At 72.0% G+C, this 19,694-nt stretch carries 13 protein-coding genes; 9 read left to right on the top strand and 4 right to left on the bottom strand.

The annotated features are described in order from the left end of the window. Nucleotides 1-79: 79 nt before the first annotated feature. From LO772_RS13350 to LO772_RS13335, 4 genes are all read left to right on the top strand, one after another. Nucleotides 80-1,222: a hypothetical protein gene (locus LO772_RS13350; protein WP_231778627.1), complete on the top strand. Its 1,143-nt coding sequence runs from the start codon at nt 80-82 to the stop codon at nt 1,220-1,222. A gap of 64 nt (nt 1,223-1,286) precedes the next feature. Continuing rightward, complete coding sequence (eccCa, locus tag LO772_RS13345; protein WP_231778626.1) at nt 1,287-5,357, top strand: type VII secretion protein EccCa; 4,071 nt, start codon at nt 1,287-1,289, stop codon at nt 5,355-5,357. 255 nt (nt 5,358-5,612) lie between these two features. Next, nucleotides 5,613-7,040, top strand: coding sequence for a DUF6177 family protein (locus tag LO772_RS13340; protein WP_231778625.1), 1,428 nt, complete (start codon nt 5,613-5,615; stop codon nt 7,038-7,040). Between the two features lie 110 nt (nt 7,041-7,150). After that, nucleotides 7,151-7,612, top strand: coding sequence for a hypothetical protein (locus LO772_RS13335; RefSeq protein ID WP_231778624.1), 462 nt, complete (start codon nt 7,151-7,153; stop codon nt 7,610-7,612). A 230-nt stretch (nt 7,613-7,842) separates the two neighbouring features. Here LO772_RS13335 and LO772_RS13330 read toward each other — a convergent pair whose 3' ends face one another. From LO772_RS13330 to sdhC, 4 genes are all read right to left on the bottom strand, one after another. Further along, a complete protein-coding gene (locus LO772_RS13330) occupies nt 7,843-8,634 on the bottom strand; it encodes a succinate dehydrogenase iron-sulfur subunit (RefSeq protein WP_231778623.1) in 792 nt (263 codons plus the stop codon). Beyond that, nucleotides 8,634-10,391 carry a succinate dehydrogenase flavoprotein subunit gene (sdhA, locus tag LO772_RS13325; RefSeq protein ID WP_231778622.1) on the bottom strand — a complete coding sequence of 586 codons (1,758 nt, stop codon included), beginning with the start codon at nt 10,389-10,391 and terminating at the stop codon, nt 8,634-8,636. The genes LO772_RS13330 and sdhA overlap by 1 nt, the downstream gene beginning before the upstream one ends. An 86-nt stretch (nt 10,392-10,477) precedes the next feature. Further along, a complete protein-coding gene (locus tag LO772_RS13320; protein ID WP_231778621.1) occupies nt 10,478-10,921 on the bottom strand; it encodes a succinate dehydrogenase hydrophobic membrane anchor subunit in 444 nt (147 codons plus the stop codon). Between the two features lie 5 nt (nt 10,922-10,926). Next, nucleotides 10,927-11,307: a succinate dehydrogenase, cytochrome b556 subunit gene (gene sdhC, locus LO772_RS13315; RefSeq protein ID WP_231778620.1), complete on the bottom strand. Its 381-nt coding sequence runs from the start codon at nt 11,305-11,307 to the stop codon at nt 10,927-10,929. Nucleotides 11,308-11,658: 351 nt separating this feature from the next. On the opposite strand from sdhC, the gene LO772_RS13310 reads away from it, so the two are divergent. From LO772_RS13310 to LO772_RS13290, 5 genes are all read left to right on the top strand, one after another. After that, on the top strand, nt 11,659-13,569 hold the full coding sequence (locus tag LO772_RS13310) for a methylmalonyl-CoA mutase subunit beta (RefSeq protein ID WP_231778619.1): 1,911 nt from the start codon (nt 11,659-11,661) through the stop codon (nt 13,567-13,569). Next, nucleotides 13,566-15,788 (top strand): methylmalonyl-CoA mutase, encoded by a 2,223-nt coding sequence (gene scpA, locus LO772_RS13305; protein WP_231778618.1) that lies wholly within the window; start codon nt 13,566-13,568, stop codon nt 15,786-15,788. Before LO772_RS13310 ends, scpA begins: the two co-directional genes overlap by 4 nt. A gap of 1 nt (nt 15,789) precedes the next feature. Next, nucleotides 15,790-16,794, top strand: a complete 1,005-nt coding sequence (gene meaB, locus LO772_RS13300) for a methylmalonyl Co-A mutase-associated GTPase MeaB (protein ID WP_231778617.1) — start codon at nt 15,790-15,792, stop codon at nt 16,792-16,794. A gap of 143 nt (nt 16,795-16,937) precedes the next feature. After that, entirely contained in the window at nt 16,938-18,155 is a 1,218-nt protein-coding gene (locus LO772_RS13295; RefSeq protein WP_443089406.1) for an amidohydrolase, read from the top strand. Nucleotides 18,156-18,569: 414 nt separating this feature from the next. Further along, nucleotides 18,570-19,664, top strand: coding sequence for a BMP family lipoprotein (locus LO772_RS13290; protein ID WP_231778616.1), 1,095 nt, complete (start codon nt 18,570-18,572; stop codon nt 19,662-19,664). The last annotated feature ends 30 nt before the right edge of the window (nt 19,665-19,694 follow it).

Raw genomic sequence — 19,694 nt, 5'->3', positions numbered from 1 at the left:
CCGTGCGCGTGCCCCCGGCCCAGGGGCGACCGGCCGATCCGGCCACGGCACCAAGGCTTTCGTCAGGACAGGAGAGGCGATGTCCACGCAGGGGAGTTGGCAGCGGGACGTGTTCGCGGACCTCGGCGGTGTGCCGGATCCCGCGGCGCCCGAGGCGGGGCCCGAGCCCGAGCCCGGGCCCGAGGCGGCCGTACCGGCCCAGTTCGGTGCCGAACGCCCCGCCGCGCGACGCGACAGCGGGCGCCGCACGGCCCACCGCCCCGACACCGCACCGGACTCCGTTCCGGTCGGCGCCCCCGACCTGGACGACGCGCTGGGCCGGGTACGCCGCGGCGACCCCCCGCTCCGACGCGTCCTGCGGGCCGTGCGCGCACTGGGCGCGTCCGCCGCGCAGGACGGCGCCTCGCGGGCCGAGACCGCCCGCGCGATCCAGCAACCCGTCACCACCGGACGCCAGATCGCGGTCGGCAGCATCCGCGGCGGCGCCGGCAAGTCCACCGTCGCCGCGCTCCTCGCCCTGACCTTCGCCCACTACCGCGCCGACCCGGTCCTCGCCGTCGAGGCCGACGGCGTCCTCGGCACCCTGCCCGTCCGCCTCGGCGCCCGCGAGGTCCGCTGGTCCTGCACCGAGATCGCCGACGTCATCGACGCGTCGACGCCGCTCGCGAGCGTCACCGGATACCTGGTCCCGTTCCCGGGCGGCTGGCTCCTGCCCGGCAGCCGCGGCACCGTCACCCGCAACCGGCTCGACCCGAAGGCGTACTACATGGCGATGGCCTCGCTGCGCCGCCACTTCGGGGTGACCGTCGTCGACTGCGAGACCCTGCCCACCGATGTGGCGCGGTACGCGCTGTCGGCCACGCAGGCGCGGGTGCTCACCGCCCCCGCGACCGTCGAGGGCGTCGCCGGCACCCGCCTGATCCTCGACTGGCTGGACACACTCGACCCGGCGATGCTGCCCACCACCGTCGTCGCCCTCGTGCACACCTCGCCCGACATGGCCGTCGACATCGGAAAGGCCGCACGCCACCTGGAGGTTCGCGGCGCGACGGTGATCCCCGTGCCGTACGACCGGTCGCTCGCCGCCGGTGGGCCCATCCGGACCGCCCGCCTGGCCCGCGCCACCCGCGACGCCGCCGCCCGCCTCGCCGCCGCGACGATGGACCGCGCCGTCGCGCACGGCCGCGGCGACGCCGTCGAACGAAGCGAGGCGTCCGCATGAGCGCGCGCACCCCACACGGCCGCCCGTCGCGCGCATCCGGTGCCGGGCGCGGCGAGGTGCCCGCATGAGCACCCGTCTGATCCACCGCCCGGCACGGACCACCCGGCCGCTGCCCGCCCCCGCCGAGCGCCGCGTCGAATCGCCGCCGAACCTCCCCGAGGGCAAGGCCGGTTCGCCGATCACGTCGCTTCTCCCGATGGTCGGCGTCATGGGCTCGGTCGTGATGATGACCATCGTCCGCAACAGCAAGTTCGCCGCCCTCGGCGCGGTCGTCCTCGTCATCGCCCTGCTCGGCGGCGTCGTCCTCGTCTTCTCGCAGCGCGGCAAGGCCGGGCGCACCCGGCGCGTGCAGCGCGAGCGCTACCTCGAATACCTGGAGGAACTGCGCGACGAACTCGCCGGCGAGGACCGGGGCCGGCGCGCCGCCGCCCGCGAACTGCACCCCCTGCCCGAGGCGTTGTACGGCCTGGTCACCGACCCCGCCCGGCTGTGGGAACGCCGCCGCCACGACGCCGACTTCCTGCACGTGCGCGTCGCCACCGGCGCGGTCACCGTCCGCGTCCTCGCACTCGACGAGCACGGCGGGACGGTGCTGACCCCGCCGGACCGCTTCATGCTCAACGAGGCCGCCGGGCTGCGGGAACGCTTCGCGACCGCCCCCGACATGCCGGTGACCGTGCCGCTCGACCGGGTCGGCGACGTGAGCGTCATCGGCGAACGCGACGACGTCGTCCGCGTCGTCCGCACCCTCGTCACCCAGGCCGCCGTCACCCACGCCCCCGACGACGTCGCCCTCGCCCTGGCCGCCCCCGACCGGCGGATGGCCGACTGGACGTGGCTCAAATGGCTCCCGCACGTCCTCGACACCGAGGCGTGGGACGGCCCGGTCAACGCCCGCCGGATCGCCCCCGACCTCGCCGACCTCGGCCGCGGCCTCGCCTCCGAACTACGCCAACGGGCCGCGTTCGCCGCCGAGTTGCGCCGCGGCCTGGCCCGCCGCGAGGCCCTGGCCTACATCAAGCGGCTGCTCGTCGTCGACGACTGCCACGGCGAGCCCGCCCGCGAGGTCCTGCGCCCGGACACGGCCGTCCCGCTGCGCGACATGGGCGTCACCGTGCTGCACTTGCTCGCCGACCGCACGCACGAGCCCGACCATGTCGCGGTCCGCATCACCGTGACCGGCCGGACCCTCACCGTCGAGGACCTGCGCGGCGCCGAACCGGCGACCGTGCACGGCACGCTGGAGGAGGTCACCGCGGCCGGCGCGGACGGCCTCGCCCGCATGCTCGCCCCCCTGCGGCTCTCCCCGGAATCCACCGCGACCGCCGGCACACCGCTGTCCGGACCGGTCGACTTCGGCGGCCAACTCGCGATCGACGACCCCGCCGCGCTCGACCTGCCCCGGCTGTGGGCGTCCCGGCGCGGCACCCAGTCGTTCCTGCGCGTGCCGGTCGGCCTCGGCGACGACCACGAGCCGGTGCTCCTGGACCTCAAGGAGGCCGCCGAACTGGGCATGGGGCCACACGGCCTGTGCGTCGGCGCGACCGGCTCGGGCAAAAGCGAACTCCTGCGCACCCTCGTCCTCGCGCTGGTGGCCACCCACCCGCCCGAGGACCTGGCGATGGTCCTCGTCGACTACAAGGGCGGCGCCACCTTCGCGCCCTTCGCGTCGCTGCCGCACGTCGCGGGCGTCATCACCAACCTGGAGAACAAGGTCGGCCTGGTCGAGCGCGTGCACGCGAGCCTCGCCGGCGAGGTCAAGCGGCGCCAACAGGTGCTCAAGGACGCCGGCAACATCGCCGACATCTCGACCTACGCCGCCACTCGCGCCGAACGGCCCGAACTCGCGCCGCTGCCCCACCTGTTCGTCGTCATCGACGAGTTCGGCGAACTTCTCACCGCCAAACCGGACTTCATCGACCTCTTCCTGTCCATCGGCCGTATCGGCCGGTCCATCGGCATCCACCTGCTGCTGTCCAGCCAGCGCATCGAAGGCGGCAAACTCAAAGGCCTCGACACCTACTTGTCCTACCGGCTCGGCCTGCGCACCTTCTCGCCGGAGGAGTCCCGCACGGTCCTCGACACCACCGACGCGTTCCACCTCCCGCCGATCCCCGGCTTCGGCTACCTCAAGGTCGACACCAGCGTGTACGAGCGCTTCAAGGCGAGCTACGTGTCCGGCCCCTACCAGGGCCCCACCCGGTTCGACGGCCCCGAGGACGACGGGCCGTCGGTGCTGCCGTACCCCGCGTTCAACACCCTCGGGCGCGCCGACGACGAGAAGGCGCCGGACGCCGCCGAACCCGCCGCGCCCCCGCGCCGAACCGTCGGACCCACCCAGCTCACCACCGTCGTCGACCAACTCCGCGACGCCGCACCGCCGGTGCCCAAGATCTGGCTGCCGCCGCTGCCCGACGCCCTGACCCTGGACGCCTGCGCGGGCGGGTTGACCGCGGGCAGGCGCGGCATGCGGTTCACCCGGCGCTCCGCGGTCGCGGGAGCGTCGGCCGGCGACGCCGGGGTCATGCGCGTACCGCTGGGGTTGCTCGACGACCCCGCCCGCCAGTGGCAGGGCCAGTGGATGCTGGACCTGACCCGGGCGGGCGGCCACGTCGCCGTCATCGGCGGCCCGCAGACCGGCAAGACGACGCTGCTGCGCACCCTCGTGCTGTCCCTCGCGCTGAGCCACACACCCGAGGAAGTCGCCGTCTACGGGCTCGACCTGATGGGCGGCGGCCTCCAGGCGCTCGCCGGGCTGCCGCACGTCGGGGGCGTGGCCGGGCGCTCCGACCGCGAGCGCGCGGCGCGCGTCGTCGAGGAGATCCGCGGCATGCTGACGGCCCGTCAGGACGCCTTCCGCGACCACGGCATCGACTCCGTGGACCACCTGCGGCGCCTTCGCGCGCAGGGCCGCCTCGCCGAACTCGGGCCCGCCGACATCGTGTTGGTGATCGACGGATTCGGCGCGCTGCGCGACGACTTCGACGCGCTCGACGACGGCGTCGCGGACCTGCTCAAGCGCGGCGGCGGCTACGGCGTGCACATCGTCGCGGGCATGCTGCGCTGGAACGACGTGCGCATCGCCGCGCAGTCCACGTTCGGCACACGCGTCGAACTGCGGCTCAACGACCCGACGGACAGCGGCATCGACCGCCGCCTCGCGCAGACCATCGCCGCCGAGGAGTACGGCCGGGCACTGACCGAGGCCAAGCTGTTCGCCCAGGTGGCGCTGCCGCGCATCGACGGCGAGGCGTCCGCGGAGAACCTGGGCAGTGCCGTGGAGAGCGCCGTACGCGCGGTGCGTTCGGCGTGGTCCGGGCCCACCGCGCCGCCCGTGCGCGTGCTGCCCGCCAAGTTCTCCGCCGGGAAACTGCCGTCGCACACCGCCGAGCCGACGCGCGTGCCGATCGGGCTCGACCAGACCGCCCTGCGGCCCGTGCTGCTCGACCTGTTCCACCGCGACCAGCACCTCGTCGTCTTCGGCGACAGCGAGTGCGGCAAGACCAATCTGCTCAAGGTGATCGCGCGCGGCCTGATGGACCGCTACACCGACGAGGAGCTGGTGTTCGCGGTCATGGATCCGCGGCGCGGCCTGCTCGGCCTGGTGCCGGAGGCCTACCGGGGCGGGTACGCGCACAACGGCCGGCTCGCCGCCGCGCTGGCCACGGCGGTCGCGAGCGAGCTGGAGAAGCGGATGCCGGACGACGTCCCCGAGCCGGAGGACCTCGCGGCCGGCACCGCGGCCCCGCCCGGTCCGCGCATCGTCGTCCTGGTCGACGACTACGACGTGCTCACGACCGCGGGGCAGCAGCCGCTGAGCGCGTTCGTCCCGTACATCCCCTCCTCGGCCGACATCGGCCTGCACTTCGTCGTCAGCCGACGCGTCGCGGGCGCCTCGCGGGGCCTGTACGAGCCGTTCATGACCACGCTCCGCGAGAGCGGCACCGCGGCCCTCGTGATGACCGGACACCGCTCGGAAGGCCAGCTCTTCCCGGGCGTGTACGCGGCCAAGCGCCCGCCCGGGCGCGGCACCTACATCGAACGCACCGGCGGCAACCGCCTGATCCAGACCGCTCTCGCCCCCGAGAACGACGACCCCGAACCGGAGGCGCCCCCCACCCCCGACCACGGCTGAGGCCCGCCCGGGCGGACCGTCCGTCACCCGGAGCGGGCCGGAGATCACGATCCCCGGAATCCGTTTCCCCCGGATCGGATTCCGGGACCGACGGCCCCCGGGCCGACGCCGCCCGCCGACGGCCGACGTCCCGGCCGCGCCAGCACCCCGAACGCCCGCGACGCTCGCACTCCCGACCCGACCCGGCCCGAACCGGCCCCGCCCCCGTCCCGCCCCGCGCACCCGCCCGCCCCCACCGAGCAGATTGCGACCCGGATGACCACCGACCTGATCGCGCTCACCGACCGCATGCCCGACCCCTGGAGCCTGGTCGCCGGGCTGATGTCCGGCGGCCCCGACACCCGTGTGACCGTGGCCGGCGAAGGCGCGGTCATCAGGCTCACCGACGACGAGGGCCGCCCGCTCGCGTACGTCGAGGCGCCGTTCCTGGTGCACACCCCCGGCGAGGTCACCCGCCTGCTCGGCGTGGACGTGGCCGGGCCGGTGTGGTGGACGGAGGTGCGGGCGGCCACCGCGGCGCGGCACGCCGAGGCGCTGGCGAGCACGATCGCCACGCGGCTCGCGGCGCTGCTCGGCGGGACGGTGTGGCCCGCGTCCGCCACGGCCCCGGACGGCGGTTCGGCACCCGTGACCGGCCTCGCCACCGCCGTCGCGCACGCCGCGGAGCAGCCCTCGGTCGACGTGCTCACCGACAAGGTGGCGGTGGTCATCCAGGACCGCCCGATCGTGGCGATGACCGCGTGGCTGTCCGACGCCCTGCGCGCGACGACGGTGAGCGAGCGCGGCCTCCAGATCGTCACGCCGCGCACCGCCCGCCTGTCGTTCCCGACCCGCGTCGCGCTGGCCGGATACCCCAACCGCTGGGTGGTCAAGGACGGCAGAGGCGGCTACCACGACGGTCTCACCGGAGCCGAACTCGTCTGGAAGGAAGGCGAGTTCACCTCGACGCAGAAGATGTCCCAGGTCTGGGCCGAGGCCACCGCCCGCGCGGAGGACATCGGCGAGCAGCAACTCCTCGTCACCTTCACCACCCGCCTCCCGGCCGCCCACGACCTGGTGGTCGGCGGCGGCCTGGAGGCGGCGTGGCGGCACGTGCTCGACGGTGCCGAGCCCGCGGGCTGGGGCTCGGCCGAGCCCGCCGGGGCGACATGGTCGCGCGAGGACCTGACCGCGCTCGCCCGGCAGCGCGTACCGGACCCGCTGTGGGCCGTCGCGTCGGGCGTCCGCGATCCCGCCACCCTCGGCGACGCCGCCGCCGTGCTCGCCGCCGTACGGATCGCGCTGACCGGCGGGGGCGTCGAGGAGGACGTCACGTTCGCGGTCGGCTACCCGGCCGGCGCCGAACCGCCGCTCGGCACGCTGCGCGCGCTGGCCGCGGAACTGGTCACCGACCACAACCTGGTCTCGATGCTCGTGCAGCGCCGCCGCGCACGGGCGGACCTCACCATCCCGGCCCACCTGGAACCCGCCCCGGCACCCGTCGCGTTCGTGCTCGGCGCGGAGGGGGTGCGCTCCATCGGCCGCGACGCCGCCGCGCACCCGCCGCTCGCCGTACGCCCGACGCCGCTGGGCACCCGGGCCGACCGGGGCCTGTACTACCCGCTCGCCGACGCCGGATGGCAGGGTTTCCAGGAACTCATGGGCCACCTGCACGACTTGGACCCCGACAAGAAGTCGGCCTGAGCGCGTTCCGCGGGGATTCCGCGGAGAATTCCCGCATCCCGGGCAACCCGGCAGGGCAGCCCGGCGTCTACGGAGAACCAAGCACCCCGCCATCCGGAGGTGGACGTCGAATGTCCGTACGCCGAGCCCGAAAAACCCGGAGAACCCGCGGCGCGTGGGTCGCGCTCGCCTGCGCGGTCGGCCTGACCGCGGCGCTCCCGGCCACGGCCGAGGCCGCCCGGCAGCAGCAGGAGCAGTACACCGCCAAGCAGGTGTCGCGCTTCCTCACGCACTTCTACGGCAAGACCGGGCCCACCGCGTGGGAGCGCGAACACCTGGTCTCCGACGACCTGAAGGCGCGCGCCGCCGAGGCCCCGCCGGGCTTCGACCTGATCATCTGCCACGGCAACCGGCCCGACGACATCGACATCGGCCCGGTCACCACCGCGCAATCCGCCGGAGTCGGCTGGGCCACCGTCCACCTCGGCTTCGGCCCCGGGCAGGAGACCACGGCCTTCACCGCCTACGTCGACCTCGACACCGCCCAGCCACTCAAACTCCTGGACGTCAACTGCGCGCCCCCGGAGTCGTGAGCGGCGACAGAACCGCCCGACGGCGAAACCCACTCCGCGCCACCGGCTGATCGAGCGCGCCCCGCCCGTGTCCGTCGCCCCGAGCCGACCGGCCGAGGTCTCCCGACGGCACACCCTGCCGGTTCCTCCGCAACGGCAGAGCCCGCGTCCCCGATCGGAGACGCGGGCTCGGTCTTTTCCGCTGTTCCCGGTCGAACTCGCCCGGGTGCCGATCCCGTTCGGACCGAAGGTCACACGCGGCGGAAGATCAGCGCGCGCTTGACCTCCTGGATCGCCTTCGTGACCTCGATGCCGCGCGGGCACGCGTCGGTGCAGTTGAAGGTCGTGCGGCAGCGCCACACGCCCTCCTTCTCGTTGAGGATCTCCAGGCGCTGTTCGGCGCCCTCGTCCCGCGAGTCGAAGATGAACCGGTGGGCGTTGACGATCGCGGCCGGGCCGAAGTACTGGCCGTCGGTCCAGAAGACCGGGCAGGACGTCGTGCAGCACGCGCACAGGATGCACTTGGTCGTGTCGTCGAACCGCTCGCGGTCCTCGGGCGACTGCAGGCGCTCGCGCGTCGGCTCGTTGCCGGACGTGATCAGGAACGGCATCACGTCCTTGAAGGACTGGAAGAACGGGTCCATGTCGACGACGAGGTCCTTCTCGACCTCCAGGCCCTTGATCGCCTCGATCGTGATGGGCTTGGTGACGTCGAGGTCCTTGACCAGCGTCTTGCACGCGAGCCGGTTGCGGCCGTTGATGCGCATCGCGTCCGAGCCGCAGATGCCGTGCGCGCACGAGCGGCGGAACGTCAGCGACCCGTCCTGCTCGCCCTTGACCTTGAGCATCGCGGTCAGGATCCGCTCGGTCGGGTCCGCCTCGACCTGGAAGTCCTGCCAGAACGGCACGGGGGGCTCGCCGTTCGGGCCGAGCAGGTCGGGGAGGAAGCGCCGGATCCGGAGCGTGATGGTGATAGGCGTGTGGTCCCGTGCCGGCTTCTGCGCGGGCGACGCGGCGGGGTTTTCGTCGATAACGGCAGTCATCAGTACTTACGCTCCATCGGCTGGTAGCGGGTGACGACGACCGGCTTCCAGTCCAGTCGGATCGAGTAGTCGCCGTTCGCGTCGACCTCGCGGTACGCCATCGTGTGCTTCATGAAGTTGACGTCGTCGCGCGCCTGGTGGTCCTCGCGCGCGTGGCCGCCGCGGGACTCCTTGCGGTTGGCGGCGCCGACCACCAGGACCTCGGCGAGGTCGAGCAGGAAGCCCAGCTCGACGGCTTCGAGCAGGTCGGTGTTGAACCGCTTGCCCTTGTCCTGGATCGAGACGTTCCGGTAGCGCTTCTGGAGCGCCTTGATGTCGTCGAGGGCCTGCTTGAGGGTCTCCTCGGTCCGGTAGACGCCCGCGTTGGCGTCCATCGTCTCCTGCATCTCGGAGCGGATCTGCGCGACCCGCTCGGTGCCGTCGCTGTCGCGCAGGCGCTCGATGAGCTCGACGACGTTCGCGGCGGGGTTGTCGGGCAGCTCGACGAAGTCCGCTTCCTGCGCGTACTTCGCGGCGGCGATGCCCGCCCGGCGGCCGAACACGTTGATGTCCAGCAGCGAGTTGGTGCCCAGGCGGTTCGACCCGTGCACCGACACGCAGGCGACCTCGCCCGCCGCGTACAGGCCGGGGACGACCGTGTCGTTGTCCGACAGCACCTCGGCCTCGACGTTGGTCGGGATGCCGCCCATCGCGTAGTGCGCGGTCGGGTACACGGGGACCAGTTCGGTGGTCGGCTCGACACCGAGGTACGTGCGCGCGAACTCGGTGATGTCCGGCAGCTTTTCCTCGATCTGCTCGGCCGGCAGGTGCGTCAGGTCGAGGTAGACGTAGTCCTTGTTGGGTCCCGCGCCGCGGCCCTCCAGCACCTCCAGGACCATCGAGCGCGCGACGATGTCACGCGGCGCGAGGTCCTTGATGGTCGGGGCGTAGCGCTCCATGAAGCGCTCGCCGTCCGCGTTGCGCAGGATGCCGCCCTCGCCGCGGGCGCCCTCGGTGAGCAGGATGCCCAGGCCCGCGAGGCCGGTCGGGTGGAACTGGTAGAACTCCATGTCCTCCAGCGGCAGCCCCCGGCGCCACGCGATGCCCATGCCGTCGCCGGTCAGGGTGTGCGCGTTCGAGGTGGTCTTGAAGACCTTGCCGAAGCCGCCGGTCGCGAAGATGACGGCCTTCGCCTGGAAGACGTGCACCTCGCCGGAGGCCAGTTCGTACGCGACGACGCCCGAGGTGGTCTTGCGGCCGATCGAGTCCTCCGCGAGCAGCAGGTCGAGGACGTAGAACTCGTTGTAGAACTCGACGTTCTGCTTGACGCAGTTCTGGAACAGCGTCTGGAGGATCATGTGGCCGGTGCGGTCCGCCGCGTAGCAGGACCGGCGTACGGCCGCCTTGCCGTGGTCGCGGGTGTGCCCGCCGAAGCGGCGCTGGTCGATGCGGCCCTCGGGGGTCCGGGAGAAGGGGAGGCCCATCTTCTCCAGATCCAGGACCGCGTCGATCGCCTCCTTGCACATGATCTCGGCGGCGTCCTGGTCGGTGAGGTAGTCACCGCCCTTGACCGTGTCGAACGTGTGCCACTCCCAGTTGTCCTCCTCGACGTTCGCGAGGGCGGCGCACATGCCGCCCTGCGCGGCGCCGGTGTGGGAGCGGGTCGGGTACAGCTTGGTGAGCACCGCGGTTCGGCTGCTCTTGCTGGCTTCGAGGGCCGCGCGCATCCCGGCGCCGCCCGCACCGACGATGACGGTGTCGTACTTGTGGATCTGCATGACCTGTGTGTCCTCTGGTACCGGTCTCCGCGCTCCGGGGGTGACCGGGCCGCGCGTTCGGGTGCGTTCGAGTGCGGACCGCCGAACTACTGGCCGATGTTCGGGTCGAAGGTGAAGATCACCAGGGTGCCGGTGAACAGCACGACGACCGCCGACGTGTAGAGCAGCACCTTGAGCCAGAAGCGGCTCTGGTCGCGCTCGGCGTAGTCGTTGATGATCGTGCGCAGGCCGTTGACGCCGTGCAGCTCGGCGAGCCACAGCATGATCAGGTCCCACGCCTGCCAGAACGGGTTCGCCCAGCGGCCGGCGACGAAGGCGAAGCCGATACGGGACACACCGCCGTCGATGACCAGCTGGATGATCAGGTGGCCGATGACGAGGACGACCAGCAGGATGCCCGACAGCCGCATGAACAGCCAGCTGTAGAGCTCGAAGTTGGTCTTGGTGGAGCGCGGCGAGCGCTTGGAGCGGGGGGCCTCGATGGACGGGCCGCCGCCGGTGATCTTGGGAGCGTTCTCGATCAAAGCCACTCGGATCAGCTCCCGAAGATCTCGCGGAGCGTGTGCTCCAGCACGGGGTAGAAGGCGCCGATCATGAGGACGGCCCACACGCCGACGACACCCCAGAACATCTGCTTCTGGAAGCGCGGACCCTTCTCCCAGAAGTCGACCGCGACGATGCGCAGGCCGTTCAGGGCGTGGAAGAGGACGGCGCCCACGAGGCCGTACTCCATGACATTGACGAAAGGATTCTTGTAGATCTCGATCGTCTCGTCGTACGCCTCGGGGGACACGCGCACGAGCGCGGTGTCCAGGACGTGTGCGAACAGGAAGAAGAAGATGAGGACGCCGGTGACTCGATGAGCCACCCAGGACCACATGCCTTCCCGGCCGCGGTAGAGCGTTCCAGCCGGCACGGAAACTACCCTCCGGATGCGGTAGACGGGGCTCGGCCGGCAAGCCGTCGGTCGGCCCGGCCGGGACCCTTCCTCCGGCCCCGGCCATGTTAGCCACCGGACTCCGTGCCGCTGCGGTCGGGGGCGTGAGATGTGATCGATTCCGCACGCGGGCGGGAACCGAACGGGTGATCGTACGCGTCCGAATTTCTTCGCCTCGGCGCGCTTTCCCGGCCGTGCCCTGCGGTTGTGACGCTGCGTATTGGCGCGACGGCCGCACAAAATGCTTGCTTTCGTCAAAGTGTGCGCGCGACTGATGTCACACGGGGGTCGTGTATCGCTCCCGAGGCGCCAATCCCTACGATGCGAAACATGACGGAGGCTACTGTCGACGGCGGCACGTCTACCGGTTACACCACATTTGCCTCGCAGTTCCCGCAGCCGACGCGTGAACAGTGGCAAGAGCTGGTGGCCGGCGTGCTCCGCAAGTCGCGGGTGATCGGTGCGGACGACGCACCCGAACACCCGGAGGAACTGCTCGCGACCACCACTTACGACGGCGTCAAACTGGCCCCTCTCTACACGGCCGACGACGCCTCGCCCGACCCCGGTGTCCCCGGGCTCCCCGCGTACGTACGCGGGGCGCGCGCGGTCGGCGGCGCGCTCGACGGCTGGGACGTCCGCCAGGCGCACGCCGACCCGGACCCCGCCCGCACCGCCGAGGCCGTGCTCGCCGACCTGGAAAACGGCGTGTCGTCCGTCTTCCTGCACACCGGCCCGGACGCCCTCGACCCGGCCGAACTGCCGCGCGTGCTCGCGGGCGTGCTGCTCGACCTCGCCCCGGTCGTCCTCGACCCCGGCGCCGATTTCGCCCCCGCCGCGGACACCCTCCTCGGCGTCTTCCGCGACCGCGGCGTTCCCGCCGACCAGGTGCGCGGCAACCTCGGCGCCGACCCCGTCACGACCCACGCCCGGACCGGCACCGCCCCCGCACCCGGCGCCGACCTCGCCGCCGCCGCCGAGCTCGCGGTGCGCGTCCACGGCGAGTTCCCCGGTCTCCAGGCCATCGCGGTCGACGGCCAGCCCTACCACGAGGCCGGCGCGTCCGAGGCCCAGGAACTCGGCGCGGCCACCGCGGCCGGCGTCGCCTACCTGCGCGCGCTCACCGCCGCCGGCCTCGACGTCGACACCGCCCTCGGCCTCGTCGAGTTCCGCTTCGCCGCCACCGCGAACCAGTTCCTCACCATCGCCAAACTGCGCGCCGCCCGCCGCCTGTGGGCCCGCGTCGCCCAGGCCTCCGGCGCCGCGGCGTCCGGCGCGCAGAAGCAGCACGCCGTCACCTCGTGGTCGATGACCACCCGCCGCGACCCGTGGGTCAACATGCTGCGCACCACCGTCGCCGCGTTCGCGGCCGGCGTGGGCGGCGCCGACGCGGTGACCGTGCGCCCGTTCGACGCCGCGCTCGGCCTCCCCGACGCCTTCGCCCGCCGGATAGCACGCAACACGCAGGCGCTGCTGCTGGAGGAATCCCACCTCGCCCAGGTCATCGACCCGGCCGGAGGCTCCTGGTACGTCGAGCGGCTCACCGACGAACTCGCCCACGCCGCATGGGCGTTCTTCCAGGACATCGAGCGCGCCGGAGGCATCGCCGCGGCCCTCGACTCCGGCCTGATCGCCGAGCGCGTCGGCGAGGTCCGCGAGGCCCGCGCCCGCGCGCTCGCCACCCGCGAGGACCCCATCACCGGCGTCAGCGAGTTCCCGCACCTCACCGAGGAGGCGGTCGTCCGCGAGCCCTGCCCGGCCCGCGCCGGCGGCGGCCTGCCGCGCGTGCGCCACGCGGAGGCGTACGAAGCCCTGCGCGACCGCTCCGACGACATCCTGCTCGCCACGGACGCGCGCCCGACGGTCTTCCTCGCCACCCTCGGCCCGGTCGCCCAGCACACCGCCCGCGCCCAGTTCGCCCGCAACCTGTTCGCGGCCGGCGGCGTCGACGCGGTCGAGGCGGGCGCGACCTCCGCGGTCGACGACGTCGTCACGGCCTACCGCGACGCCGGCGCGCCCAAGGTGGCCGTCATCGCGTCGTCCGACAAGCTCTACGCCGACCAGGCCGCCCCGGCCGCCGCCGCGCTCAAAGCCGCCGGCGCCGCGTATGTCTGGCTCGCGGGGGCAGCGAGGAAGTGGGCCGACACGGGCGCCGACGGATTCCTGTACGCCGGGTGCGACGCGCTCGACGTCCTGAACACCACCTACGCGACCCTGACCGCAGGGGGAGACGCGCGATGACCATTCCCGACTTCACCGGAGTCGACCTCGGCACCCCCGAGGCCGCCACTCCCGACGCGTGGCGCGACGCCGTCCGCGAGGCGACCGGCAAGGACGCCGCCGAGCTGACCCGCGACACCCCCGAGGGCATCCCGGTCAAGGCGCTGTATACGGCGGAGGACACGGAGGGGCTGGACTTCCTCCGCACCTACCCGGGCGTCACGCCGTACCTGCGCGGCCCGTACCCGACGATGTACGTCAACCAGCCGTGGACGATCCGGCAGTACGCGGGCTTCTCCACCGCCGAGGCGTCCAACGCCTTCTACCGCCGCAACCTCGCCGCCGGCCAGAAGGGCCTGTCGATCGCCTTCGACCTGGCCACCCACCGCGGCTACGACTCCGACCACCCGCGCGTCTCCGGCGACGTCGGCATGGCGGGCGTCGCGATCGACTCCATCTACGACATGCGGCAGCTGTTCGACGGGATCCCGCTCGACCGGATGTCGGTGTCGATGACGATGAACGGCGCGGTCCTGCCGATCCTCGCCCTCTACATCGTCGCGGCGGAAGAGCAGGGGGTGACGCCGGAACAGCTCGCGGGGACCATCCAGAACGACATCCTCAAGGAGTTCATGGTCCGGAACACCTACATCTACCCGCCCAAGCCCTCGATGCGGATCATCTCCGACATCTTCGCGTACACCTCGCGGAAGATGCCGAAGTTCAACTCGATCTCCATCTCCGGCTACCACATCCAGGAGGCCGGGGCCACCGCCGACCTGGAGCTCGCCTACACCCTCGCCGACGGCGTCGAGTACCTGAAGGCCGGGATGGAGGCGGGCCTGGACGTCGACGCGTTCGCTCCCCGGCTCTCGTTCTTCTGGGCGATCGGCATGAACTTCTTCATGGAGATCGCCAAGATGCGCGCGGCCCGCCTCATCTGGGCCGACCTCGTCGCCTCCGTCGGTGCGAAGAACCCCAAGTCGCTGTCGCTGCGCACCCATTCGCAGACCTCCGGCTGGTCGCTCACCGCACAGGACGTCTTCAACAACGTCGTGCGCACCTGCGTCGAGGCGATGGCCTCCACACAGGGCCACACCCAGTCGCTGCACACCAACGCGCTCGACGAGGCGCTGGCGCTGCCCACCGACTTCTCCGCCCGCATCGCGCGCAACACGCAGCTGCTGCTCCAGCAGGAGTCGGGCACGTGCGACGTGATCGACCCGTGGGGCGGCAGCGCGTACGTCGAACGCCTCACCTACGACCTCGCGATGCGCGCCCGCGAGCACCTGGTCGAGATCGAGAAGGCCGGGGGCATGGCCGCCGCGATCGACGCCGGCATCCCCAAGCTGCGCATCGAGGAGGCGGCGGCCCGCACGCAGGCCCGCATCGACTCCGGCCGCCAGCCGCTGATCGGCGTCAACAAGTACCTCGTCGACAACGACCAGCCGATCGAGGTGCTCAAGGTCGACAACGCGCAGGTGCGCGCCGACCAGATCGCCAAGCTGGAGCGCCTGCGCGCCGAGCGCGACGGCGCCGAGGTCGAGCGCGCGCTCGCCGCCCTGACCGGTGCGGCGGAGGCCGACCTCGCCGGCGAGCGGCCGAACGACCTGGAGCACAACCTCCTCAAGCTGGCGGTCGACGCGGCCCGTGCCAAGGCCACGGTGGGGGAGATCTCCGACGCGCTGGAGAAGGCGTACGGCCGCCACCAGGCGACGATCCGCACGCTCACCGGCGTGTACCGCGAGGAGGTGGGTGCCACGGGCAGCGTCGACGAGGTCCGCGGTCTGGTCGAGCGCTTCGAGGCCGAGGAGGGCCGCCGCCCGCGCATACTGGTCGCCAAGATGGGCCAGGACGGCCACGACCGGGGCCAGAAGGTCATCGCGACCGCGTTCGCCGACCTCGGGTTCGACGTCGACGTGGGCGCGCTGTTCCAGACCCCGGAGGAGGTCGCCCGCCAGGCCGTCGAGGCCGACGTGCACGTGGTCGGTGTCTCCTCTCTCGCGGCCGGTCACCTGACGCTGGTGCCGGCCCTGCGCGACGAGCTGGCCAAGCTCGACGCCGCGGAGATTACGATCGTGGTCGGCGGCGTCATCCCGCCCGCCGACATCCAGGAGCTGCGGGACATGGGCGCCGCCGCGGTCTTCCCGCCCGGCACCGTCATCGCGGACGCCGCGGCCGACCTGCTGCGGCACCTGAACGACCAGCTCGGACACGAACCGCCCACGACGACGGAGTGACGTGGCACGCCGCGTAATCGATGTCGGCCAGTACGCCGAGGGCGTGCTGGCCGGCAACCGGACCCTCCTGGCCCGCGCGGTCACCCTGGTCGAGTCCACCCGGCCCGACCACCGGGACCTGGCCCAGGAGTTGCTGCTCAAACTGCTGCCGCACGCCGGCGGCGCCCACCGCATCGGGATCACCGGCGTGCCCGGCGTGGGCAAGTCCACGTTCATCGAGGCGCTCGGCACCTCGCTCACCACCGACGGCCACCGGGTCGCGGTGCTCGCCGTCGACCCGTCGTCGACCCGTACCGGCGGCAGCATCCTCGGCGACAAGACCCGCATGGGCCGCCTCGCCGTCGACCCGGCCGCGTTCGTGCGGCCCTCGCCGACCGCGGGCACGCTCGGCGGCGTCGCCCGCGCCACGCGCGAGTCGATCGTGCTGATGGAAGCCGCGGGTTACGACGTGGTGTTGGTCGAGACGGTCGGCGTCGGGCAGTCCGAGGTGACCGTCGCCAACATGGTCGACTGCTTCCTCTTCCTCACCCTCGCGCGCACCGGCGACCAGCTCCAGGGCATCAAGAAGGGCGTCCTGGAGATGGCCGACATCGTCGCGGTCAACAAGGCGGACGGCGAGTACGCGCCGGCCGCCCGCGCGGCGGCCCGCGAACTCCAGGGCGCGCTGCGGCTGATGCGCCGTCCGGGTGAACCTTGGTACACCCCCGTGCTCACCTGTTCGGGCCTCACCGGGACGGGTCTGGACGAGCTGTGGGAGACGGTGCTGAAACACCGTCAGACCCTGGAGTCGGCGGGCCGTCTGACCGAGCTGCGCAGGCGCCAGCAGGTCGACTGGACCTGGTCCGCGGTCCATGACGGACTGCTGGCCGAACTGCATGCGAACCCCGAGGTCAAGCGCCTGGTGCCGGAGCTGGAACAGCAGGTGCGGGACGGCTCGATCACCGCCACGCTGGCCGCCGCGCGCATCCTCGACGCGTTCCACGGGCGGGAGCCCCACACGCCCTGACGCGACGCCGTTTCGAAACGACACAGTGGCATACCCCCGTGGACTCCGGGCCATGCGCCGAAGGGTGAATTTTTTCTCACACGAAGGGGGGTAATTCGCTGATCGACACGTGGGGGCAACAGAAGGAACGTAACCTTGCGTGGGTGAGCACTCCCCAGCCCCACGGCGCCGGGGACCTGGCGTCAGCCGTGTCTTCCCGCGTCGCCGCGTACACCGATGAGCTTGTCTCCATCCGCCGCGACCTGCACATGCACCCCGAGTTGGGCCGGGAGGAGTTCCGCACCACCGAGCTGATCAACGACCGGCTGGTGAAGGCCGGGCTCACGCCCCGCCTGCTGCCGGGCACCGGTGTGGTGTGCGACATCCACCCCGAGCGAGGTTCCGGCGACGGGCGCGGCATGATCGCGTTCCGCGGAGACATCGACGCGCTCCCCGTCGAGGACATCAAAGACGTCCCCTACCGCTCCACCGTCCCGGGCCGCGCGCACGCCTGCGGACACGACGTGCACACCTCCGTCACGCTCGGCACCGCGCTGGTGCTCGCCGACCTCGCGCGCGACGGCGTGCTGCCGCGCCCGGTCCGCCTGATCTTCCAGCCCGCCGAGGAGAAGATGCCGGGCGGCGCGCTCGACGTCATCAAGGCCGGCGGCCTCGAAGGCGTCGAGGAGATCCACGCGGTGCACTGCGACCCGCGCGTCGAGGTCGGGCGCGTGGCGCTGCGGGCCGGCGCGATCACGTCGGCGTGCGACCGGCTGATCGTGACGCTCGGCGGGCCGGGCGGCCACACCGCGCGCCCCCACCAGTCCACGGACCTGGTGACCGCGCTCGCCAAGATGGCCGCCGAGCTGCCCGCCGCGCTGGCGCGCCGCGTCGACCCGCGGTCGGGCGTGAGTGTTGTGTGGGGCCGCGTCAACGCCGGGGTCGCCCCCAACGTCATCCCGCAGCGCGGCGAACTCGACGGCACGCTGCGCTGCCTGGACATCGAGGCGTGGCGGCAGGCGCCCGACCTGCTGCAGGAGCTGATCGGCTCGATCGCGGAGACGTACGGCGCGAAGTGGGAGCTGGAGCACCACCGCGGTGTGCCGCCGGTCGTCAACGACGCCGACGCGGTCGCGGCGGCGCGCGCGGTCGCGACCGGGTTCCTCGGGGCCGCTTCCGTCGAGGTGACCGAGCAGAGCCTGGGCGGCGAGGACTTCTCGTGGTTCCTGGAGGACGTCCCGGGGCAGCTGACCCGGCTCGGCGTGCGCCCGGTCGGTGAGGCGCCGTACGACCTGCACCAGGGCCGCTTCGACGTCGACGAGCGGGCGATCGGGGTCGGCGTGCGCTTGTTCGCGGGGCTTGCCGTGCGGGCACCCCGGTAGGACCGACGACAGCGCGAAGGCCCCGCACCGGGTGGTGCGGGGCCTTCGCTTTTAGCCGCGAGGCAACCGGGGAAACGGTGTGGCCGTGATGCGTCCGCCGTTCCGTCGCTCCGGGTGTTCCCGTGGTTCGGTCACGTGCTCCGGACATCGTGTCCAAGTGGTAATACGACCCGTATGCCGGAGATATTGCTTTTATAGGTATGCTCGTCCGCGGTTCAGTCGTCTACGCGCGTACACCCTGAATTCTACTCGCGTCGAACGCTGAACGTCAGATTCTGTACACGGAATGTTTCGACGGCATTCCGAAATGGTTCCATCGGTTTTTCGGCCCCGCGCCGATCGCGCGAAGCCGCACCGATCGTGCAAGGCCCGTGTCCCCGCGCCCTCGTGGTGCACCCCTCGGAAGGAGAACCCGTGCACCGGGTATCCAGAATCGCCGCGGTCGCGCTCGCGGGGGCCCTCGCCCTCACGGCCTCCGCGTGTGGTGACAAACCGGACGACGACAGCGAGTCGACCCCCGGGGCGTCCGCGCCGGGCGGGACCGCCGCCGCGGACTTCAAGGCGTGCATGGTGACGGACCAGGGCGGCGTCGACGACCGCTCGTTCAACGCCTCGTCCTGGGCGGCGCTGCAGAAGGCGCAGAAAGAGCTCGGCATACGGATCAAGAAGGCCGATTCGAAGACCGAGAACGACTACGTCCCCAACGTCGACAGCATGCTCGCCGAGGACTGCGACGTGATCGTCGCGGTCGGCGGTCTGATGGCGACCGCGACCAACCAGGCCGCCGCGAAGAACCCGAACCAGAAGTTCGTCATCGTCGACTCCACGAGCGTCGACCCGAACGTCAAGGGCCTCGAATACAACAGTGCCCAGGGGGCGTTCCTGGGCGGCTACCTCGCGGCGGCGCAGTCGAAGACCGGCAAGGTCGGAACGTTCGGCGGCAAGCGGATCCCGCCCGTGACGATCTACATGGACGGCTTCGTGCAGGGCGTGCAGTACTACAACCAGCAGAAGGGCACGAACGTCCAGGCCCTCGGCTGGGACCCGGTGCGCCAGGAAGGCCAGTTCGCCGAGAAGTTCGACAGCCCGAGCGACGGCCAGCGGATCGCCAAGGACCTCATGGCGCAGGGCGCGGACATCATCCACCCCGTCGCCGGCGCGACCGGCCTCGGTGCGGCGGCGGAGGCGACCCAGAGCGGCCGGGCGTCGATAGTCTGGGTCGACGTCGACGGCTACACGAGCGCCGAGCAGTACAAGGGCGTGATGCTCTCGACGGTCACGAAGGGCATCACCGACTCGCTGTTCCTCGCCCTCCAGGACGCGGTGAACGGGAAGTACTCGACGCAGCCGTACCTCGGCACCCTGCAGAACGGCGGCGTCGGCCTGGCCCCGTTCCACGACTTCGACGCGCAGGTCGCGCCCGAGACCAAGAGCGAGTTGGCGCGGATCCAGGGCGACATCGTCAACGGCACGATCCCGATCACGTCACCGGCCCAGCCGAAGGGCTGAGCGTTCGGGGCATGACGCACCAACGGCCCC

It is taken from the genome of Yinghuangia sp. ASG 101 (assembly GCF_021165735.1).
Classification (GTDB): Bacteria; Actinomycetota; Actinomycetes; order Streptomycetales; family Streptomycetaceae; genus Yinghuangia.
Note: the sequence above shows the minus strand (reverse complement) of the source record. Positions and strands in the feature narration are given on the sequence as shown.